The sequence below is a fragment of the Citrobacter sp. KH_055_1 genome, from assembly GCF_057838705.1.
On record NZ_CM174473.1, the window covers coordinates 3,327,164 to 3,349,255 of the forward strand.

Consider the following 22,092-nt stretch of genomic DNA (forward strand, 5'->3'; position numbering starts at 1 on the left):
TCCGCCCGTTTTTTACCTGTCATTTTACTGCGCTGTGTTCTTGCTGCGGATTTCCCGCCATACCTTGTCGCAATCAGCCGAAACGGCCTGATCGTTGCCCGTACGCGTCGCCTGGATACACTGCTGATAATCCAGTACGCGAACACTTTCTTCATTGGCAAACTGCTGGTGCTGCTTTTCTTTCTTCAGCACGTTTAACACGCTTTGGCAGGCCTCGATTTTCTCTGGCGATCCCTGTGCGGTGTTGATGCAGGCGCTGTAAGCTTCTTTCAAACGGCTGTCTTCTTTTGGCGCCGGAGATTGTGCGCAGGCCACCAGCCCAGATGCCATGACGGCGATGAGTATCAGTTTTTTCATAGAACAGTCCTCAACGTTGCGGCAGGCACCTGGCCTGCCGCGGTTGGCATTAGAAGATGGTGAATGGTGCAATCACGATGAACTTCACGTCGCGCTCATCCTGGAAGATGTTTCCGTAACCACCACTCCAGCTCGGGATGTCTGAATGGTTGTCGTATTGGGTGAAGTGCAGTTTAAACATCGTGCCTTTCGCACGACCGTCCTGCAGGGTGTAGACCGCATCCAGGCTGTAAGACGATTCTTCGATGGTACGATTTTTGTCGTAGTATGCATCCGGGTTAGTCTGCCAGGTCGATGGCTTAGCGTCCCAGGCGTAAACATAGGAGGCACCCACAGCCCAACCCGGCAGGTTCCAGTTTTTCAGGTCATACATTGCGCCAAAGAAAACCGCTTTTTCGCCGTTGGCGTTGAAGTCAGAGCGGTTATCCCACCACACGTCCAGACGACCGTTTGAGGAGGCATAGGTTGGCGTCATACGCTGCAGGAAATAGCCCTGCTGTCCGTCCGCTTTCACCCAGGTACCTTCCAGACGCAGATCAACCACTTCTGCCACTTTGTAGCCAAAGGTCAGCGCCTGCAGCCAGGCGGTACCGTCATAAATATTGTTAACGGTACGGTCATCAACCTTATCGCGTGCGCCGTAGAACTGATAGCTGGTGGTGAATGGATTGCCGCCTAAATCAAATTTGTAACTGGCTTTCGCGAAGTATTGATCGACATAGCCTTCGGACTGACCAAATGCCGCTTCCAGCAACAGGTTGTTTTTGAAGTCATATTTCGCGCCGACCGAATGAAGGTAATCTACCTTGGTCTTTTTATCGGCCTGATAGAATTTATCGACTTCGATGTGCCACGGTGCTTTATATTCGTTAGCCCACATGTAGGAGAAGCTCAGCGCACCGGCATCACCATAGTCAAAGTTAGCACCGGCTTCAGCACCCTGATAAGTACCCGGCATAAAGCTCCAGTGCGGAGCCAGCAACGTCTGCCCGGTGGGTTGAATATAACCAGCGCGCGCCCAGGTTGGGCCGTATTTGAATTTAGCTGCTGCTTTATAAAGGCTAATCCCGCTCTTATCGCCGGAGTAATCTTCGTCATAGCCTTTATTTTTGGAAGAGAATGCGATTTCGTTTGGATGACCGCTTTCGCTACTTTCGTTCATTTCAATAGCGGTAAATGCAGCGATATCAATACCAAACATATCAGCCGCGTAACCGGACTGGAAGTCGAGGTTGGCGTTCCAGGTGGAGTGCGAAAGGTTGGTTTTGTATTTGTCATGATCGGTCACATCTTTACGGTCACGCTCACGCTGCCAGTAATAGATGCCGCCGGTTAAGGTTGAGTCATCAATAAATCCTTCGGCATGTACCTGGGGAGCGACAACAAAACCCGACATTGCTGTGATACCGGCGATAGCAAGCGCCAGCGTACTACGTTTGCCACTAAACGTACGCATATGTTAATCCTCTTTGACGTATAACCCTTCGTCTTTCAAGCCGCATCTGCGTTGGCGTTCCTCGCTCATCCCAGTCACGTACTGATGTACGCTCTTGGGAATTCGCTGCGTCGCCGCCTTGATGCAACTCGAAATCCATTGGGTATAAAATGCTGCCGGTAAAAGCGGTCAGCGAAAAAACAAAAAGTAAAAAAAGTAGCGCTGAGAAAACCTCATTGACTACAATGAATAGACTATTTTTCGCGACGCGAATTATCAATCTCTTTTTGTAACCAGTATGTAAGAATATGAGCAACCGCACATATTTGATTGCTTTCTGTTACATTTTCATGTGCAGATATAAAAACGTTGAAAAATGAAAAAAATGCTTGTTTTCCATATGGATGAAAGCGGTTACAGTCAGAGTCGTCCTCGGGCATAAGGTTTTGATAGGTAATTAACTAATTCTCAGGACACGACGTAATAATAATTAATTCGCTCTGCAAACAGAGCCAGTAATGCAGGATGTCGAGATAAAAAAAACGCCGCAGAGCGCGGCGTTTGACAGGGGGTATTGCAGCTTACTCGCCCACTTTAGCCCACGTATCACGCAGACCCACAGTACGGTTAAACACCAGCTTATCCGCCGTTGTATAGCGGCTATCGAGGCAGAAGTACCCTTCACGTTCAAACTGGAAGGCTTTACCCGCAACGGCAGCCTGCAGCGATGGTTCGCCATAGCCCTGTTTGATAACCAGTGAATCCGGGTTAATAACGGACAGGAAGTCATCCGCCGCCCCTGGGTTCGGCACGCTGAACAGACGATCGTACAGACGGATTTCAATTGGCAGTGCATGTGCCGCACTGACCCAATGAATAACGCCTTTGACTTTACGCCCATCGGCCGGATCTTTGCTCAGCGTGTCAGCGTCATAGGTGCAGAAAATAGTGGTGATATTGCCTTCTGCGTCTTTCTCAACACGCTCGGCTTTAACAACATACGCGTTGCGCAGACGCACTTCTTTGCCCATCACCAGACGCTTGTACTGCTTGTTGGCTTCTTCGCGGAAATCTGCGCGATCGATCCAAATCTCACCGCTGAACGGCACTTCACGGCTGCCCATTTCCGGTTTATTCGGATGGTTCGGCATAGTAACCAGTTCGCTTTCACCCTGCGGATAGTTTTCGATAACCAGTTTCACTGGATCGATAACCGCCATCGCGCGCGGTGCGTTTTCGTTGAGATCTTCACGAATACAGGATTCCAGAGAGGCGATCTCAATGGTGTTATCCTGCTTGGTCACGCCAATACGTTTACAGAACTCACGGATAGCGGCAGCAGTATAACCACGGCGACGCAGGCCAGAGATAGTCGGCATACGCGGATCGTCCCAGCCTTCAACGTGCTTGTCGGTGACCAGCAGGTTCAGCTTACGCTTGGACATCACGGTATATTCCAGATTCAGGCGCGAGAATTCGTACTGCCGCGGGTGAACCGGAATGGTGATGTTGTCCAGTACCCAATCGTACAGACGACGGTTGTCCTGGAACTCCAGCGTACACAGGGAATGCGTGATGCCTTCCAGCGCATCGCTGATGCAGTGGGTAAAGTCGTACATCGGGTAGATGCACCACTTATTACCGGTCTGGTGGTGCTCGGCAAATTTAATGCGGTACAGCACCGGGTCGCGCATGACGATAAACGGCGAGGCCATATCGATTTTCGCGCGCAGGCAGGCTTTCCCTTCTTCAAAACCACCGGTACGCATTTTTTCGAACAGCGCGAGGTTCTCTTCAACGCTACGATCGCGGTACGGGCTGTTTTTACCAGGCTGCGTCAAGGTGCCACGGTATTCACGGATCTCGTCAGCTGACAGTTCGTCGACGTACGCCAGGCCTTTGTTGATAAGCTCTACCGCATAGGCATGCAGCTGGTCGAAGTAATCCGACGAGTAGCGAATATCGCCAGTCCAGTGGAAACCTAACCATTCAACGTCATTTTTGATGGATTCAACGTACTCGATGTCTTCTTTAACCGGGTTCGTATCATCAAAACGCAGGTTGCACTGGCCCTGGTAATCTTGCGCAATACCAAAGTTCAGACAAATGGATTTCGCGTGGCCAATGTGCAGATAGCCATTTGGCTCCGGCGGAAAACGGGTATGGATAGTGGTGTGCTTACCACTGGCCAGATCTTCATCGATGATCTGACGAATAAAGTTACTCGGGCGGGCTTCAGCCTCACTCATCGTGGATTCCTCAAAGCGTAAACAACGTATAACGGCGTATGATCTTATAAGCAGGACTGACTGACAACCTTTAGTTACGCAAAATACGTATCAGACAGTCATTATGCGGGCATTTGCTGCAAAAAAAAGCGGCGGAGATTGCTCCCCGCCGCTGGTGACGCATTTCATGTTGCCGGATGGCAGCGCTTACGCCTTCTCCAGCCTACGCGCGATTACTTACTTTTAATCTCGTACAGTGGCGTTTGACCGGCAACCACATGGCCTTCGGCTTTAATCACCAGGCCACCGAAGTCATCGCTGTTGCTGCAGACAACCGGGCTAATCATTGAACGAGCATTGGCGTTCAGGTATTCCAGATCCATTTCCAGGATTGGCTGACCTGCTTTGACTTCCGCACCTTCTTCCACCAGACGCGTAAAGCCTTTACCTTCCAGCGCCACGGTATCGATACCCATGTGGACCACGATCTCCGCGCCTTTCAGCGTTTCCAGGCAGAACGCATGGTTGGTATTGAAGATTTTCACAATGGTACCCGCTGCCGGAGAAACCACGATTTTGTCGGTTGGTTTCACCGCCACGCCGTCGCCGACCGCTTTGCTGGCGAAGGCTTCATCAGGCACCTGCTCCAGCGCAACCACGTCACCGGTAATCGGAGAAACCAGCGCTTCAACGGTGACAGCATTCGCCACAGCCTGCGGTTTTGCAGCCGGGGCTGCTGCAGGCGCGCTGTCAGCAGACGCTGCGGCAACTGGACCACGTGCGACAACTTTCTTCATTTCGTCGCCAATAGATTCCGCTTTCGCGCCGACGATGACCTGAATAGTCTGCTTGTTCAGCTTAACCACACCGGAAGCACCCAGGCGTTTACACATTGCATCGCTCACTTTCGCGGAGTCGACAACGGTCAGACGCAGGCGAGTGATACAGGCATCAATGGCTTTCAGGTTATCGGTACCGCCAACCGCAGCAATGTAGCTGGTGGCCAGTTGTGCTAAACCTTCTTCGGTGTTGCTGTTGGCTTCGTCAGTAACAATTTCATCGTCTTTATCTTCGCGGCCCGGCGTTTTCAGGTTAAACATACGAATAACCGCGCTGAACAACACAAAGTAGATGACGAAGAACACCAGCCCCATCGCGACCAGCATCCAGACGTTCTTACTTGCAGCCGGCAAGTTGTACATCAACACGTAGTCGATAGCACCTGCTGAGAAGGAGAAGCCCGCGTGGATCCCCAGTAATGTCGCAACGAACAGGCTGATACCCGTTAACAATGCGTGCAGGAGATACAGCAATGGTGCCAGGAACATGAACAGGAATTCCAGCGGCTCGGTCACACCGGTCAGGAACGCGGTGATGGCCACGGACAACAGCATACCGCCAACCATCGGACGACGCGCTTTCGGAGCGGCAAAGTACATTGCCAGTGCCGCACCCGGCAGACCAAACATCATGATCGGGAAGAAGCCGGACATGAACATACCTGCAGTGCCGTCACCCGCGTAGAAGCGGTTGATGTCACCGTGGAAGACCGCACCTGCCGCGTTGGTGAATTCACCAATCTGGAACCAGGCGATGGTGTTCAGAACCTGATGCAGACCGGTTGGGATCAGCAGACGGTTGATGAAACCAAAAATACCGGAACCCAGCGCGCCAGCGCCCACGATCCACTCACCACCCGCATGGATGGCATTTTGTACCGGCGGCCATACGTAGCCGAAGATAGCCGCCAGAACCAGACAGAAGAAACCGGTGGCGATTGGCACAAAGCGTTTACCGCCGAAGAAGCTCAGGAAGTCAGGCAGTTTGATGCCAGACCAGCGGTTATACACGGCACCGCCGACCAGACCGGTAATGATACCTGCCAGCACACCCATATTGATCGCCGGGTTAATGGTAACCATTGCTTTGGTCAATATGAAATAACCAACGGCACCTGCCAACGCTGCCGCACCCGCACTGTCTTTAGACCAGCTGGATGCCACACCGATGGCAAATATTAACGCGAGGTTATCAAAGATGGCCCCACCCGCTTGCGCGATGAAGGCGACGTTAAGCAAATCTGGTTGGCCAAATCGCAGCAACAGTGCCGCGACAGGCAGCACAGCGATGGGGAGCTGTAACGCCCTACCCAGCCGCTGGAAAAAACCTAAAATATTCATTTTATTCCCCCTACGAGACCCCGATTAGGCTCCTTTGAAGCCATATTTTTATTGTGCGACCAATTCTGACAGCAAGATATTCTGGAACAACGATATTAACCATTCATCTACATTCAGAGTGTGTGGAAAATTAATTCGTATCGCAAATTAAAAGCGTGTTTTTTGTGATTACAGTCACCAAATATCGTTATTAACCCTCCCTTCCACTGGCTAACTACGAAAACTTATTTTATCATTCAAAAAATCGAAACGGATTGATCCTTACCGATGCAAAACCAGGTTACGCTTAATACTGCACAGCGACTCAATCCGCCAACTGCTTACATTGACTACTGAGGTGAAGAATGAGACTGATCCCCCTGAATACCGCTGAACAAGTCGGCAAATGGGCTGCTCGCCATATCGTTAACCGTATCAACGCGTTCAAACCAACGGCAGATCGTCCGTTCGTTCTGGGCCTGCCGACTGGCGGCACCCCACTGACAGCCTATAAAGCATTAGTCGAAATGCACAAAGCGGGCCAGGTTAGCTTCAAACATGTTGTCACATTTAATATGGACGAGTATGTTGGCCTGCCGAAAGAGCATCCAGAAAGCTACCACAGCTTCATGCATCGCAACTTCTTTGATCATGTTGATATTCCAGCAGAAAACATCAACCTCCTCAATGGTAACGCACCAGATATCGATGCAGAATGCCGTCAGTATGAAGAAAAAATCCGTTCCTACGGTAAAATCCACCTGTTTATGGGTGGTGTAGGCAACGACGGGCACATCGCATTTAACGAACCGGCGTCGTCTTTAGCCTCTCGTACGCGTATCAAAACGCTGACCCACGACACACGCGTGGCGAACTCTCGTTTCTTTGACGGTGACGTAAGCCAGGTGCCGAAATATGCGCTGACCGTTGGCGTGGGTACACTGCTTGATGCCGAAGAAGTGATGATTCTGGTGCTGGGCCACCAAAAAGCGCAGGCTCTGCAGGCTGCCGTTGAAGGTAACGTCAACCATATGTGGACCATCAGCTGCCTGCAACTGCATCCAAAAGCCGTTGTGGTTTGCGATGAACCTTCCACAATGGAACTGAAAGTGAAGACGCTGAAATACTTTAACGAGTTAGAAGCCGAAAATATTAAAGGTCTGTAATGCTGTTTCCGCCCAGCCGAAAGCGTTGCAGGGCGGCATTTTTTTGAAATCGGGGGTCGGAATGTATGCTTTAACCCAGGGCCGGATCTTTACCGGTCACGAAATTCTTGATGACCATGCGATTGTCGTCGCTGATGGCCTGATAGCCAGCGTTTGCCCACTGGCTGAATTACCGCCGGAGATTGAACAACGCTCATTGAATGGGGCCATTCTTTCCCCCGGTTTTATTGATGTGCAGTTAAACGGCTGCGGCGGCGTGCAGTTCAACGATACGGCAGAAGCTGTGACCGTTGAAACACTGGAAATCATGCAGAAAGCCAACGAGAAATCGGGCTGCACTAACTACCTGCCTACGCTTATCACCACCAGCGATGAGTTGATGAAACAAGGCGTTCGCGTGATGCGTGAATACCTGGCAAAACACCCGAATCAGGCATTAGGACTTCACCTTGAAGGCCCATGGCTGAATCTGGTGAAAAAAGGTACCCATAACCCAAGTTTTGTTCGTCAGCCTGACGCTGCGCTGGTCGACTTCCTGTGCGATAATGCCGATGTGATCACCAAAGTCACGCTGGCACCAGAAATGGTTCCTGCTGACGTGATCACCCGACTGGTCAATGCCGGTATTGTCGTTTCAGCGGGTCACTCAAACGCGACGGTAAAAGAAGCCAAAATCGGTTTCCGTGCGGGCATTACCTTTGCAACACACCTGTTCAACGCCATGCCTTACATTACTGGCCGCGAACCGGGTCTGGCTGGTGCCATCCTTGATGAAGCCGATATTTATTGCGGTATCATCGCCGATGGTCTGCACGTCGATTACGTTAACATCCGTAACGCTAAACGCCTGAAAGGTGACAAGCTGTGCCTGGTGACCGACGCCACCGCGCCGGCGGGTGCAAATATTGAACAGTTCATTTTCGCTGGTAAAACAATATACTACCGCAATGGACTGTGTGTGGATGAGAACGGCACCCTGAGCGGCTCGTCATTAACCATGATTGAAGGTGTACGTAATCTGGTTGAACATTGCGGCATTGCGCTGGATGAAGTGCTGCGTATGGCAACACTCTACCCCGCTCGCGCCATCGGCGTGGACAAGCAACTCGGCAGTATCGCCCCTGGCAAAGTCGCCAACCTGACCGCGTTCACACACGACTTTAAAATTATCAAGACCATCGTTAATGGCAACGAGGTCGTTACAGAGTAAGAGAAAGAATGACACCAGGCGGACAAGCTCAAATAGGTAATGTTGATCTCGTAAAACAGCTTAACAGCGCGGCAGTTTATCGCCTGATTGACCAGCATGGGCCAATCTCGCGCATCCAGATTGCCGAACAGAGCCAGCTTGCTCCCGCCAGCGTAACTAAAATTACGCGCCAGCTTATTGAACGCGGGCTGATCAAAGAAGTGGATCAGCAGGCCTCCACCGGGGGCCGCCGCGCTATCTCTATCGTCACTGAAACACGCAATTTCCACGCCATTGGCGTGCGTCTTGGCCGTCATGACACTACGCTAACGCTGTACGATATGAGCAGCAAAGCCGTCGCTGAGGAGCACTACCCCTTACCCGAGCGCACCCAGGAAACGCTGGAACATGCGCTACTCAATACCATTGCCACCTTTATGGACAGCTGCCAACGGAAAGTCCGTGAGCTAATTGCCATCTCCGTTATTCTGCCAGGCCTGGTTGACCCAGAAAGTGGCGTCATTCGCTATATGCCGCATATTCAGGTTGAAAACTGGGGGCTGGTCGAGGCGCTGGAAAAACGGTTCCAGGTGACCTGCTTTGTTGGTCACGATATCCGTAGTCTGGCACTTGCCGAGCACTATTTCGGGGCAAGTCAGGACTGCGAAGACTCCATTCTGGTGCGAGTGCATCGCGGAACCGGTGCCGGGATCATCTCCAATGGCCGCATTTTTATTGGCCGTAACGGCAACGTTGGCGAGATTGGCCATATTCAGGTAGAGCCGTTGGGCGAGCGCTGTCACTGCGGTAACTTTGGTTGTCTGGAAACTATCGCGGCCAACGCGTCCATCGAGCATCGCGTGCAAAACTTACTCAAGCAAGGTTATCCAAGTCGGCTAACGCTTGATGATTGCAGTATCAAATCTATCTGTAAGGCTGCCAACAAAGGCGATAACCTGGCATCGGAAGTGATTGAGCACGTGGGCCGCCACCTGGGTAAAACTATCGCTATAGCCATCAACCTGTTTAACCCACAAAAAATCGTTATTGCTGGTGAGATTACAGAGGCAGATAAGGTCCTGCTGCCAGCGATCGAAAGCTGCATTAATGCCCAAGCGTTGAAGGCATTTCGCCACAATTTACCCGTGGTTCGCTCCACGCTGGACCACCGTTCCGCCATTGGCGCATTTGCGCTGGTGAAACGCGCCATGCTCAACGGAACGTTGCTACAACGTTTGCTGGAAAGCTAATACACCTCACTCTTCAAGCTGCCTCTGTATCGCAGAGGCAACTCGAATAATTGAGTGTATTTTATGTATAGTAACGCCTTCTTATTTTGATGTCGGATTGTCCATGGCCATTAAGAATGTAATTTGTGATATCGACGGCGTGCTGATGCACGACAATGTTGCCGTACCGGGTGCGGCAGAATTTTTGACCGGCGTGATGGAGAAAGGCTTGCCGTTAGTCCTGTTGACTAACTACCCTTCGCAGACCGGACAGGATCTGGCAAACCGCTTTGCCACCGCAGGTGTCAATGTTCCTGACAGCGTGTTTTATACCTCCGCCATGGCTACCGCCGATTTCCTGCGTCGCCAGGAAGGAAAAAAAGCCTATGTTGTCGGTGAAGGCGCACTGATCCACGAACTGTACAAAGCGGGCTTCACCATTACCGACGTTAACCCCGATTTTGTGATCGTCGGCGAGACGCGTTCCTACAACTGGGACATGATGCATAAAGCGGCATACTTTGTGGCCAATGGCGCACGTTTCATTGCCACCAACCCGGATACGCACGGTCGCGGTTTTTATCCTGCCTGTGGTGCGCTGTGCGCCGGTATTGAGAAGATTTCAGGCCGTGAGCCCTTCTACGTAGGTAAACCCAGCCCGTGGATTATCCGCGCGGCACTCAACAAAATGCAGGCGCACTCGGAAGAGACCGTCATTGTTGGCGACAACCTGCGTACCGATATTCTGGCTGGCTTCCAGGCCGGTCTTGAAACTATCCTGGTGCTGTCTGGCATTTCCACCCTTGATGATATCGACAGCATGCCGTTCCGACCAAGCTGGATCTACCCGTCCGTTGCCGAGATAGATGTTATTTAAGCAACGCTGTGCCGGATAACCCTAAGAACACGTTAACCGGCACACTAAATAACCCCATCTAATAAAACCGCCATTTTTCTGGCGATTCATCAATAAATACGCTCATTACATACTCTTTTTTCACTATTCAACAATCATCATTGAGTTTTTTCTTTTCTCCTCACCAAACTCCTTGCGCCCTCTGCGGCTTTACGGCATTTTCTTTATTAAGCAAACATAAAAAGCATCACGCAACGGGTTAACGGAGAAGGTTATGTGTTCTATTTTTGGCGTATTTGATATTAAAACCGACGCAGTTGAGCTGCGTAAAAAAGCCCTCGAGCTGTCTCGTCTGATGCGCCACCGCGGCCCGGACTGGTCGGGTATTTACGCCAGTGATAACGCGATCCTGGCACATGAACGTCTGTCCATTGTCGACGTTAACGCCGGTGCTCAACCGCTATACAACGTGAAAAAGACGCATATCCTGGCGGTAAATGGCGAGATTTATAACCATCAGGCGTTACGTGCTGAATACGGCGATCGCTATCAGTTCCAGACCGGTTCCGACTGCGAAGTTATCCTTGCGCTGTACCAGGAAAAAGGGCCTGAATTCCTTGACGACCTGCAGGGCATGTTCGCCTTCGCACTGTACGACAGCGAGCAGGATGCGTATCTGATCGGCCGCGATCACATTGGGATTATCCCTCTGTACATGGGTCATGATGAACACGGCAACTTGTACGTGGCGTCTGAGATGAAAGCGCTGGTTCCTGTTTGCCGCACCATTAAAGAATTCCCGGCCGGTAGCTACCTGTGGAGCAAAGACGGAGAAATCCGTCAGTACTATCAGCGCGACTGGTTCGAATACGATGCCGTAAAAGACAATGTGACGGATAAAGACGAACTGCGTCAGGCGCTGGAAGATGCGGTTAAAAGCCATCTGATGTCAGATGTGCCTTATGGTGTGCTGCTGTCTGGTGGCCTGGATTCGTCCGTGATTTCCGCTATCACCAAAAAATATGCAGCGCGCCGTGTTGAAGATCAAGAGCGCAGTGAAGCCTGGTGGCCGCAACTGCACTCCTTCGCCGTGGGCCTGAAAGGCGCACCGGATCTGAAAGCCGCTCAGGAAGTCGCCAACCACCTGGGGACCGTACACCACGAGATCCATTTCACCGTACAGGAAGGCCTGGATGCCATCCGCGATGTGATTTATCACATTGAAACCTATGACGTCACCACCATTCGCGCCTCAACACCGATGTACTTAATGTCAAGAAAAATCAAAGCGATGGGCATTAAAATGGTGCTATCAGGCGAAGGTTCTGATGAAGTATTTGGCGGCTATCTTTATTTTCACAAAGCACCGGACGCAAAAGAACTGCACGAAGAAACAGTACGTAAACTGCAGGCACTGCATATGTTCGACTGCGCCCGAGCCAACAAAGCCATGTCGGCCTGGGGCGTTGAAGCCCGCGTACCGTTCCTCGACAAGAAATTCCTCGATGTCGCGATGCGCATCAACCCACAGGATAAAATGTGCGGTAACGGAAAGATGGAAAAACATGTCCTGCGTGAATGTTTTGAATCCTACCTGCCAGCCAGCATTGCATGGCGTCAGAAGGAGCAGTTCTCTGACGGCGTCGGTTATAGCTGGATTGACACGCTGAAAGAAGTGGCGGCAGAGCACGTTTCCGATCAACAACTGGAAACCGCCAGCTTCCGCTTCCCGTACAACACACCATCGTCTAAAGAAGCGTATTTGTACCGTGAGATTTTTGAAGAGCTGTTCCCGGTAGCCAGCGCCGCCGAGTGTGTGCCGGGTGGCCCGTCCGTCGCCTGTTCTTCTGCCAAAGCCATCGAATGGGACGAAGCGTTCAAAACCATGAACGATCCATCAGGCCGTGCGGTTGGCGTGCACCAGTCGGCTTATAAGTAAGCCCATCATCCACTAAGAGCCCTGAGGGGCTCTTTTTTTATGTCGGTTTTACGTGCGGAAAAACAATTAATAACGAATAATTGCCGAATATTGCGTCACGCTGTTCGCAACCTAACCAAACAGTCACATTCCAGCTATTTTCAATGAAAAAGGGGTTGACGCTTCAAGGCTCAATACGCATAATGCGCCCCGCAACGCCGATAAGGTAACGCGAAAAAAAGATGGCTACGTAGCTCAGCTGGTTAGAGCACATCACTCATAATGATGGGGTCACAGGTTCGAATCCCGTCGTAGCCACCATCTTTTTTGCGGGAGTGGCGAAATTGGTAGACGCACCAGATTTAGGTTCTGGCGCCGCAAGGTGTGCGAGTTCAAGTCTCGCCTCCCGCACCATTCACCCGTAAGCGTTGCACGGATGGGGTATCGCCAAGCGGTAAGGCACCGGTTTTTGATACCGGCATTCCCTGGTTCGAATCCAGGTACCCCAGCCACTTTTCTTCGATATAGCGGTTCACCGCAACGGTCATTGGGGTATCGCCAAGCGGTAAGGCACCGGTTTTTGATACCGGCATTCCCTGGTTCGAATCCAGGTACCCCAGCCATCGAAGAATATGATAGTATTTGGCTACGTAGCTCAGCTGGTTAGAGCACATCACTCATAATGATGGGGTCACAGGTTCGAATCCCGTCGTAGCCACCATATTAAGGGCGTATCGATTTAATTCGGTAAATCCAAAAAATTGTTGGGGTATCGCCAAGCGGTAAGGCTCTGGTTTCTGATACCAGCATTCCGAGGTTCGAATCCTCGTACCCCAGCCAATTTCAAAAAGTCGTCCACTTTGTGGGTGCACCCGTTGGGGTATCGCCAAGCGGTAAGGCTCTGGTTTCTGATACCAGCATTCCGAGGTTCGAATCCTCGTACCCCAGCCATTTTAGAAAAGCTCGCTTCGGCGAGCTTTTTGCTTTTCTAACGCCGGGTGACGGCAAGCCTTACCCGGCCTACATGACGCGTAGGCCTGATAAGCGCAGCGCCATCAGGCACCACTTGAGCTACAACCCTAATGCATACTTCAGCGCCTGACGTTTTAAAACGCCTGCACGCTCGGCGGCCATTAGACCAAGATTGCGCATAATACGCAGCGGCTGCAGGTTGTTGCTGAATCCGGCGTAAAACAGATCCATACCACTTTGCATGATGAAGTTATCGGTCATACGACGCGTTTGGTAGCGCTTCAGTACCCGCTGACTGGCCCACTGCTCACCATAGCTACGGGCGTTCACCAGCACATCAATTAACGCATCGACATCACGGTACCCCAGATTCACCCCCTGCCCGGCAAGCGGATGAATGGTGTGCGCGGCATCGCCCACCAGCGCCAGTCCTGGCTGTACATACTGCAACGCGTGGCGACGAGTAAGTGGAAACGCCCCTGCGGCAACAGGCGTAACGTCACCCAGACGTGAAGGGAAATATTTTGCGATTTCCGCCTGGAGCTGCGCCATATCGAGACTCTGCAACTGGCGGATGCGGGCCGGAGAGTCATACCACACCAGCGAAGCCCAGTTATCGAACAGCGGTAAAAACGCCCGCGGTCCGTCAGGGGTAAACTGCTGCCAGGTACTGTCTCCCGGTGAATTCTCGCATTGCACGGTAATCAGCATGCAGGATTGCGCGTACTGCCAGGCATGGATGCCAATCCCGGCCATTTGACGTACCTGAGAATTCGCGCCATCGGCACCAATCACCAGTTTTGCCGTTATCTTTTCACCGCCAGTCAGTTCAAGCTCATGCCGATCGTTATGTTGATGCAGAGAAATCAGTGATGCCGGCACGCGCAGGGTCACGTTGGGATGCGCCTCCATCGCCTGCCACAACGCCTGTTGCAGGACGTTGTTTTCGACCATATAGCCCAGCAATGGGAGTTTTAGCTCTGCCGCATCAAACACCACATGGGCATTCTCCCACTCCCAGGTTTCCAGACGACGATATGGATGAGTGCGCATGCCCTGCACCGCATCCCAGACACCCAACCCTTTCAGCAACGATGCAGACGCGGAGCTAATGGCTGAAATACGGATATCGGGCTGACTGTCAGCCACAAACGGCACGGGCGCGGCGTGCTCTATTACCGTCACCCTGAATCCATGCTGCGCCAGTCCCAGCGCCAGCGCGCCGCCGACCATCCCCCCGCCGACAATGGCAATTTCCGTTGGTTGATTTGTCATGGTCAATCATCCTGTTACATGTATTGTGTAAGTTTACAGGATTTTTTACCCCTTGAGGCTGACATCCGTCATACTGGTCACAACCGCGCCAACGCAGTACACTATGCGCCCTGCATTTCAGCCACAATTTCGCAAGAGCAAGTCGATGACTAAAAAACTCCATATTAAAACCTGGGGCTGTCAGATGAACGAATACGATTCATCGAAGATGGCCGATCTGCTGGATGCCACTCACGGGTATCAACTGACCGACGTGGCGGAAGAAGCGGATGTGCTGCTGCTGAATACCTGCTCAATTCGCGAGAAGGCTCAGGAAAAAGTTTTCCATCAGTTAGGTCGCTGGAAACTCTTAAAAGAGAAAAACCCGAATCTGATTATCGGCGTGGGTGGCTGTGTCGCCTCCCAGGAAGGCGACCATATTCGTCAACGTGCACACTACGTCGACATTATTTTTGGGCCACAAACCCTGCACCGCCTGCCGGAAATGATCAACAAAGTGCGCGGTAGCACCAGCCGTAGTCCAGTGGTGGATATCAGCTTCCCGGAAATCGAAAAGTTCGACCGCCTGCCGGAACCGCGTGCTGAAGGTCCAAGCGCGTTTGTGTCCATCATGGAAGGCTGTAACAAATACTGCACTTACTGCGTGGTGCCCTACACCCGTGGTGAAGAAGTCAGCCGTCCGGCGGACGATATCCTGCTTGAAATTGCCCAACTTGCGGCGCAGGGCGTACGTGAAGTCAACCTGCTGGGGCAAAACGTTAACGCTTGGCGCGGTGAGAACTACGACGGCACGACCGGCTCATTCGCAGATTTACTGCGTCTGGTAGCGGCGATCGACGGCATTGACCGTATCCGTTTCACCACCAGTCATCCAATTGAGTTCACCGACGATATCGTTGAAGTCTATCGCGACACCCCGGAGCTGGTAAGCTTCCTGCACCTGCCGGTACAGAGTGGCTCAGATCGCGTACTAAACCTGATGGGACGTACCCATACCGCGCTGGAATACAAGGCAATCATCCGCAAACTGCGCGCTGCACGCCCGGATATTCAGATTAGCTCCGACTTCATCGTGGGCTTCCCTGGCGAAACCACACAAGATTTCGAGCAGACCATGAAGCTGATTGCCGACGTTAACTTCGACATGAGCTACAGCTTTATCTTCTCAGCTCGTCCTGGCACGCCTGCCGCCGATATGGTTGACGACGTCCCGGAAGAAGAGAAAAAGCAACGTCTGTATATCCTGCAGGATCGCATCAACCAGCAGGCCATGGCCTGGAGCCGCCGTATGCTCGGCACCACCCAGCGTATTCTGGTCGAAGGCACGTCGCGTAAAAGCGTAATGGAGCTGTCGGGTCGTACTGAAAATAACCGTGTGGTGAATTTTGAAGGCACCCCGGATATGGTCGGTAAGTTTGTGGATGTTGAAATTACCGACGTCTGGACTAACTCCCTGCGCGGTAAAGTCGTGCGTACCGAGGACGAAATGGGCCTGCGCATCGCAGAAAGTCCGGAGTCGGTCATTGCGCGTACCCGCAAAGAGAACGATCTGGGTGTCGGCATTTATCAGCCGTAATTACCATAACCCCTCCTCTATCCCCTAAAGCGACAAACGAGCAAATCCCCAGGAGCATAGATAACTATGTGACTGGGGTGCGCGAGTGCAGGCAACGCCTCTGCGGCTTGAAGTATGACGGGGAGGGTCTTGTATTTCCTCTCTACGCCCCCATCTTCATTGCAATGCTTGCGCCTTTTCCCTGTGGCGTGAATAATTTCCCTACATGCCGGTAAATGTTCGACGTCCGGCGATATCTGCATAAGAGGAACGGTTTGAACATAGACACTCGCGAAATTACCCTTGAGCCCGCAGACAATGCCCGTCTGTTGAGCCTGTGCGGTCCTTTTGATGACAACATCAAACAGCTGGAACGTCGCCTTGGTATCGAAATTAACCGCCGCGACAACCACTTTAAGCTGACCGGTCGCCCGATTTGCGTTACCGCTGCGGCAGATATTTTACACAGCCTGTACGTCGATACCGCGCCAATGCGCGGCAAGACGCAGGACATCGAGCCGGAACAAATTCACCTGGCAATCAAAGAAGCGCGTGTCCTTGAGCAGAGCGCAGACAGCGTGCCGGAGTTTGGCAAAGCGGTGAATATCAAAACCAAGCGTGGCGTGATCAAACCGCGTACGCCGAATCAGGCGCAGTACATCGCCAATATTCTCGACCACGACATCACCTTCGGCGTCGGTCCTGCAGGGACGGGTAAAACCTACCTGGCGGTAGCCGCCGCGGTCGATGCGCTCGAGCGTCAGGAAATTCGTCGTATTCTGCTGACCCGTCCGGCGGTTGAAGCCGGTGAAAAACTGGGCTTCCTGCCGGGCGATCTCAGCCAGAAAGTCGATCCTTATTTACGTCCGCTGTATGATGCGCTGTTCGAAATGCTCGGTTTTGAGAAGGTGGAGAAGCTTATCGAGCGTAACGTCATTGAAGTCGCCCCGCTGGCTTATATGCGCGGCCGTACGCTGAACGATGCGTTTATTATCCTTGATGAGAGCCAGAACACGACTATCGAACAGATGAAAATGTTCCTGACCCGTATTGGCTTCAACTCCAAAGCGGTGATCACCGGCGACATTACCCAAATTGACCTGCCGCGCAGCACCAAATCCGGTCTGCGTCATGCCATCGAAGTGTTGGCTGAGGTCGATGAGATTAGCTTTAATTTCTTCCATAGCGAAGACGTGGTACGCCACCCGGTGGTTGCCCGTATCGTGACGGCGTATGAAGCCTGGGAAGAAGCAGAACAAAAACGTAAAGCCGAACAGGCAGCGGAACGCAAGCGTGAAGCCCAGGAACAGGAACAAAAATGAGTCAGGTTATTCTCGATTTACAGCTGGCATGTGAAGATAACGCCGGTTTACCGGATGAGCGCCAGTTTCAGGCATGGCTGGATGCGGTGATCCCGCAGTTTCAGGAAGAGTCAGAGGTCACCATTCGCCTGGTCGATGACGCTGAAAGCCACGAACTGAACCTGACCTATCGCGGGAAAGACAAGTCAACCAATGTGCTGTCCTTCCCGTTTGAGGCCCCACCGGGCATCGAACTGCCGCTGCTGGGCGATTTGATCATCTGTCGTCAAGTGGTCGAAAAAGAAGCGCAGGAGCAAGGTAAGCCTCTTGAAGCCCACTGGGCACACATGGTTATACACGGTAGCCTGCATCTCTTAGGCTACGACCATATCGAAGACGACGAAGCGGAAGAAATGGAATCCCTCGAAACAGAGATTATGCTTGCTCTGGGCTATGAGGATCCGTACATTGCCGAGAAGGAATAACCTGCTACCGGTCAAGCCGGTGACAGGTCACCACGCCGGGCACTGAGTTTACGTGCCTTGAGCAATCTATTAACTAACATGAGAACCCATACGACGCCATGAGCGACGACAATTCACACAGTAGTGACACCTTACACAGCAAAAAGGGATTCTTTTCCCTGTTACTGAGCCAACTTTTCCACGGTGAACCAAAAAACCGCGACGAACTGTTGGAGCTGATCCGTGATTCCGGGCAAAACGACCTTATCGATGAAGATACGCGCGATATGCTCGAAGGGGTGATGGACATTGCGGACCAACGTGTTCGCGACATCATGATCCCCCGGTCCCAGATGATCACACTGAAACGCAACCAGACTCTGGATGAGTGTCTTGATGTCATCATCGAGTCCGCCCACTCGCGTTTCCCGGTGATCAGCGAAGACAAAGATCACATTGAAGGGATTCTGATGGCGAAAGACTTGCTGCCGTTTATGCGCAGTGATGCCGAAGCTTTCAGCATGGAAAAAGTGTTACGCCCGGCGGTTGTCGTACCTGAGAGCAAGCGTGTTGACCGCATGCTGAAAGAGTTCCGCTCTCAGCGGTACCATATGGCTATCGTTATCGACGAGTTCGGCGGTGTCTCGGGTCTGGTGACCATTGAGGACATTCTTGAACTGATCGTCGGTGAAATCGAAGATGAATACGACGAAGAAGACGATATCGATTTCCGTCAGCTTAGTCGCCACACCTGGACCATTCGTGCGCTGGCCCCGATCGAAGACTTCAACGAAGCCTTCGGCACCCACTTTAGCGACGAAGAAGTCGATACTATTGGCGGTTTGGTGATGCAGGCCTTTGGTCATCTGCCCGCACGTGGAGAGACTATCGACATTGATGGCTACCAGTTCAAAGTTGCCATGGCCGACAGCCGTCGTATTATTCAGGTTCATGTCAGAATTCCGGACGACTCACCCCAGCCAAAACTGGACGAATAAACCCGAAACTGGATCAAAGACTACATGGCATTTGCCCCCTTAATTGAACGCCAGCGCATTCGCCTGCTGCTGGCGTTATTATTCGGTGCCTGCGGGACGCTGGCGTTCTCTCCGTATGACATCTGGCCTGCGGCGATTATTTCGCTGATGGGTCTGCAGGCCTTAACTCTCAACCGTCGCCCACTCCAGTCTGCCGCTATCGGCTATGTCTGGGGAATGGGTCTTTTTGGCTCCGGCATCAACTGGGTCTATGTCAGCATTGCGCAATTTGGCGGTATGCCAGGCCCGGTTAACGTATTCCTTGTGGTATTGCTTGCGGCATACCTCTCGCTGTACACAGGTTTGTTTGCGGGCGTTCTGTCGCGCCTGTGGCCAAAAACCAGCTGGCTGCGGGTGGCGATTGCTGCCCCGGTAGTCTGGCAGATAACCGAATTCCTGCGCGGCTGGGTGCTGACCGGCTTCCCATGGCTACAGTTTGGCTACAGCCAGATTGACGGCCCGCTGAAAGGCCTGGCGCCGGTAATGGGCGTCGAGGCGATTAACTTCCTGCTGATGATGGTCAGCGGCCTGCTGGCGCTGGCTTTAGTCACACGTAACTGGCGTCCTCTGGTTGCTGCCGTGGTATTGTTCGCTCTGCCCTTCCCGCTGCGCTACATCCAGTGGTATACACTGGAGCCAGAAAAAACCACCCAAGTTTCGATGGTGCAAGGTGACATTCCGCAGTCGCTGAAGTGGGATGAAGGTCAGCTCATCAACACGTTGAAGATTTACCTTGATGCCACGCAGCCTGAAATGGGCAAATCACAGCTGATCATCTGGCCAGAGTCCGCTATTCCTGATCTGGAGATCAATCAGCAGCGGTTCCTCGGCATGATGGATGACCTGCTAAAATCTAAAAACAGCACGCTAATCACCGGTATTGTTGACGCGCGCCTTAACAAGCAAAACCGCTACGATACCTACAACACCATCATCACGCTGGGTAAAGACAGTCCGTACAGCTATGACTCCAGCAATCGTTACAACAAAAATCACCTTGTCCCGTTTGGTGAGTTTGTGCCGCTGGAATCGATTCTACGCCCACTGGCGCCGTTCTTTGACTTACCCATGTCATCCTTCAGCCGAGGGCCGTATGTGCAGCCACAGCTGCAGGCGCACGGCTTTAAGCTGACGGCGGCAATCTGCTACGAAATTATTCTTGGCGAACAGGTACGGGATAACTTCCGCCCGGATACGGACTACTTGCTGACCATCTCCAATGATGCCTGGTTTGGTAAATCCATCGGTCCATGGCAGCACTTCCAGATGGCACGCATGCGGTCACTGGAGCTAGCGCGTCCGCTGTTGCGTAGCACTAATAATGGCATCACGGCGGTGATTGGCCCGCAAGGTGAAGTGCAGGCCATGATCCCGCAGTTTACCCGACAGGTACTGACCACCAGCGTTACCCCGACAACGGGTCTCACGCCGTATGCGCGTACCGGAAACTGGCCGTTATGGCTGATTACCGCGTTGTTAGGCTTTGGCGCGATCGTCATGAGTCTGCGCCAGCGTCGTAAATAATCTCTGCTCTCGTCATATTGCCGGATGTTGGCGCTCACGCGCCTTGTCCGGCTAACACATCCCCTCTCCTCTCCCATTCTGGCACGCCTATTGCTTTGTTATACAAGGCAAACGCTGTTTTGGTTGAATGTGCAACCTGGTCGCACCAAATTTGAGCACAGGTAGCACCTGAAATGTGCAACAAGATATTTTTGCCCTCAAACGGTGCGGCGCACTTCGCAAAAATAAACAATAACACAGCAAATTCTTTACATTCATCCAAACTAAATGTTAACAAACACATACAAGACTGCACTTTTAAGTAGCAAACAATAACAACATCACAATGGGTATCAATGCGTCCCTGACGCAGACGATAAAGGAGTTGGATATGCAATTACGTAAGCTCGCCACTGCCATGCTGGTCGTGGGAATGTCTGCCGGTCTGGCGCACGCGGAAGATGCCGCCCCTGCGGCAAGCAGCACCCTGGACAAGATCGCTAAAAATGGCGTCATCGTCGTCGGACACCGTGAATCCTCGGTCCCGTTTTCCTACTACGATAATCAGCAGAAAGTGGTCGGTTATTCACAGGATTACTCCAACGCAATTGTTGAGGCCGTGAAGAAAAAGCTGAACAAACCTGACCTGCAGGTGAAGCTGATTCCGATTACCTCCCAGAACCGCATTCCGCTGCTGCAAAACGGCACCTTCGACTTTGAATGTGGTTCCACCACCAACAACGTTGAACGCCAGAAACAAGCGGCATTTTCTGACACCATTTTCGTTGTCGGCACCCGCCTGCTGGCGAAAAAAGGCGGCGACATCAAAGATTTCGCTGACTTGAAAGGCAAAGCGGTGGTTGTGACTTCCGGTACCACCTCGGAAGTGCTGCTGCATAAGCTGAACGAAGAACAAAAAATGGATATGCGCATCATCAGTGCGAAAGACCACGGTGACTCTTTCCGTACCCTCGAAAGCGGTCGCGCCGTCGCCTTTATGATGGATGACGCCCTGCTGGCTGGTGAACGCGCGAAGGCGAAGAAACCGGACAACTGGGAGATCGTCGGCAAGCCACAATCTCAGGAAGCGTACGGCTGTATGCTGCGTAAAGACGACGTCGCGTTCAAAAAGCTGATGGATGACACCATTGCGCAGGCACAAACTTCAGGTGAAGCAGAGAAGTGGTTTGATAAATGGTTTAAAAACCCTATTCCGCCAAAGAACCTGAATATGAATTTCGAACTGTCGAGCGAGATGAAGGCCCTGTTCAAAGAACCAAATGATAAAGCACTCAACTAACTAAAATAAATGGGGCGAGTTCACCTGGCCCTCACGATTGTCGGGAAGCATGGACAGACTATACGCTGAGTGGCCGTTCCCCACTCAGCGCGAAAAATGAGCTTCTCAACAATCTTCGAGGGTAGCGCTGCTACCCTTTTTTTTTCTG

The 22,092-nt window shown here is 52.1% G+C and carries 17 protein-coding genes and 7 tRNA genes; 18 read left to right on the top strand and 6 right to left on the bottom strand.

All coding sequences use genetic code 11. From position 1 onward, the window contains the following. Positions 1-24 precede the first annotated feature (24 nt). The 4 genes from AC3ITF_RS15790 to nagE form a co-directional block, all read right to left on the bottom strand. The gene (locus AC3ITF_RS15790) at positions 25-357 is read right to left on the bottom strand and encodes a ChiQ/YbfN family lipoprotein (RefSeq protein WP_115259086.1); all 333 of its coding nucleotides are present in this window, start codon (positions 355-357) and stop codon (positions 25-27) included. Positions 358-406: 49 nt separating this feature from the next. Further along, complete coding sequence (gene chiP, locus AC3ITF_RS15795) at positions 407-1,813, bottom strand: chitoporin ChiP (protein WP_135912391.1); 1,407 nt, start codon at positions 1,811-1,813, stop codon at positions 407-409. A gap of 560 nt (positions 1,814-2,373) precedes the next feature. Further along, a complete protein-coding gene (glnS, locus tag AC3ITF_RS15800; protein WP_117342232.1) occupies positions 2,374-4,041 on the bottom strand; it encodes a glutamine--tRNA ligase in 1,668 nt (555 codons plus the stop codon). A 212-nt stretch (positions 4,042-4,253) separates the two neighbouring features. Beyond that, the gene (gene nagE / locus AC3ITF_RS15805; RefSeq protein ID WP_117342231.1) at positions 4,254-6,200 is read right to left on the bottom strand and encodes a PTS N-acetyl glucosamine transporter subunit IIABC; all 1,947 of its coding nucleotides are present in this window, start codon (positions 6,198-6,200) and stop codon (positions 4,254-4,256) included. Positions 6,201-6,544: 344 nt separating this feature from the next. Here nagE and nagB point away from each other — a divergent pair, with 344 nt between their 5' ends. The 12 genes from nagB to AC3ITF_RS15865 all read left to right on the top strand — a co-directional run bounded on the left by nagB (position 6,545) and on the right by AC3ITF_RS15865 (position 13,488). Further along, positions 6,545-7,345 carry a glucosamine-6-phosphate deaminase gene (gene nagB, locus AC3ITF_RS15810; RefSeq protein ID WP_003022803.1) on the top strand — a complete coding sequence of 267 codons (801 nt, stop codon included), beginning with the start codon at positions 6,545-6,547 and terminating at the stop codon, positions 7,343-7,345. Positions 7,346-7,406: 61 nt separating this feature from the next. Further along, the gene (gene nagA / locus AC3ITF_RS15815) at positions 7,407-8,555 is read left to right on the top strand and encodes an N-acetylglucosamine-6-phosphate deacetylase (RefSeq protein ID WP_115259090.1); all 1,149 of its coding nucleotides are present in this window, start codon (positions 7,407-7,409) and stop codon (positions 8,553-8,555) included. An 8-nt stretch (positions 8,556-8,563) separates the two neighbouring features. Beyond that, positions 8,564-9,784, top strand: a complete 1,221-nt coding sequence (nagC, locus tag AC3ITF_RS15820; protein ID WP_115259091.1) for a DNA-binding transcriptional regulator NagC — start codon at positions 8,564-8,566, stop codon at positions 9,782-9,784. A 103-nt stretch (positions 9,785-9,887) separates the two neighbouring features. Further along, positions 9,888-10,640 carry a ribonucleotide monophosphatase NagD gene (nagD, locus tag AC3ITF_RS15825; protein WP_096757877.1) on the top strand — a complete coding sequence of 251 codons (753 nt, stop codon included), beginning with the start codon at positions 9,888-9,890 and terminating at the stop codon, positions 10,638-10,640. Positions 10,641-10,893: 253 nt separating this feature from the next. Continuing rightward, entirely contained in the window at positions 10,894-12,558 is a 1,665-nt protein-coding gene (gene asnB / locus AC3ITF_RS15830) for an asparagine synthase B (protein ID WP_096757878.1), read from the top strand. Positions 12,559-12,781: 223 nt separating this feature from the next. After that, a tRNA-Met gene (locus AC3ITF_RS15835) sits at positions 12,782-12,858 on the top strand. 8 nt (positions 12,859-12,866) lie between these two features. Beyond that, positions 12,867-12,951 (top strand) — tRNA-Leu (locus AC3ITF_RS15840). Positions 12,952-12,974: 23 nt separating this feature from the next. Next, positions 12,975-13,049: transfer RNA gene (locus AC3ITF_RS15845), tRNA-Gln, on the top strand. A 36-nt stretch (positions 13,050-13,085) separates the two neighbouring features. Next, positions 13,086-13,160, top strand: a tRNA-Gln gene (locus AC3ITF_RS15850). 21 nt (positions 13,161-13,181) lie between these two features. Next, positions 13,182-13,258: transfer RNA gene (locus tag AC3ITF_RS15855), tRNA-Met, on the top strand. Positions 13,259-13,302: 44 nt separating this feature from the next. Then, positions 13,303-13,377: transfer RNA gene (locus AC3ITF_RS15860), tRNA-Gln, on the top strand. 36 nt (positions 13,378-13,413) lie between these two features. Then, a tRNA-Gln gene (locus tag AC3ITF_RS15865) sits at positions 13,414-13,488 on the top strand. Between the two features lie 120 nt (positions 13,489-13,608). Here AC3ITF_RS15865 and ubiF read toward each other — a convergent pair. Then, positions 13,609-14,784 carry a 3-demethoxyubiquinol 3-hydroxylase gene (gene ubiF / locus AC3ITF_RS15870; protein WP_115259092.1) on the bottom strand — a complete coding sequence of 392 codons (1,176 nt, stop codon included), beginning with the start codon at positions 14,782-14,784 and terminating at the stop codon, positions 13,609-13,611. Between the two features lie 145 nt (positions 14,785-14,929). Here ubiF and miaB point away from each other — a divergent pair, with 145 nt between their 5' ends. From miaB to lnt, 5 genes are all read left to right on the top strand, one after another. Continuing rightward, positions 14,930-16,360: a tRNA (N6-isopentenyl adenosine(37)-C2)-methylthiotransferase MiaB gene (gene miaB / locus AC3ITF_RS15875; protein WP_096757880.1), complete on the top strand. Its 1,431-nt coding sequence runs from the start codon at positions 14,930-14,932 to the stop codon at positions 16,358-16,360. Between the two features lie 254 nt (positions 16,361-16,614). Next, positions 16,615-17,661: a PhoH family protein gene (locus AC3ITF_RS15880; RefSeq protein WP_167456046.1), complete on the top strand. Its 1,047-nt coding sequence runs from the start codon at positions 16,615-16,617 to the stop codon at positions 17,659-17,661. After that, positions 17,658-18,125: an rRNA maturation RNase YbeY gene (gene ybeY / locus AC3ITF_RS15885; protein ID WP_115259094.1), complete on the top strand. Its 468-nt coding sequence runs from the start codon at positions 17,658-17,660 to the stop codon at positions 18,123-18,125. Before AC3ITF_RS15880 ends, ybeY begins: the two co-directional genes overlap by 4 nt. Before the next feature lie 98 nt (positions 18,126-18,223). Next, positions 18,224-19,102: a CNNM family magnesium/cobalt transport protein CorC gene (gene corC / locus AC3ITF_RS15890; RefSeq protein ID WP_096757884.1), complete on the top strand. Its 879-nt coding sequence runs from the start codon at positions 18,224-18,226 to the stop codon at positions 19,100-19,102. 24 nt (positions 19,103-19,126) lie between these two features. Next, positions 19,127-20,665: an apolipoprotein N-acyltransferase gene (lnt, locus tag AC3ITF_RS15895; RefSeq protein WP_137362427.1), complete on the top strand. Its 1,539-nt coding sequence runs from the start codon at positions 19,127-19,129 to the stop codon at positions 20,663-20,665. 34 nt (positions 20,666-20,699) lie between these two features. On the opposite strand, the gene AC3ITF_RS15900 is transcribed toward lnt, so the two are convergent. Next, positions 20,700-21,041, bottom strand: coding sequence for a hypothetical protein (locus tag AC3ITF_RS15900; protein WP_170974161.1), 342 nt, complete (start codon positions 21,039-21,041; stop codon positions 20,700-20,702). Here AC3ITF_RS15900 and gltI point away from each other — a divergent pair. Further along, the gene (gene gltI / locus AC3ITF_RS15905; RefSeq protein ID WP_096757887.1) at positions 21,036-21,944 is read left to right on the top strand and encodes a glutamate/aspartate ABC transporter substrate-binding protein GltI; all 909 of its coding nucleotides are present in this window, start codon (positions 21,036-21,038) and stop codon (positions 21,942-21,944) included. The genes AC3ITF_RS15900 and gltI overlap by 6 nt on opposite strands. Positions 21,945-22,092: the final 148 nt, after the last annotated feature.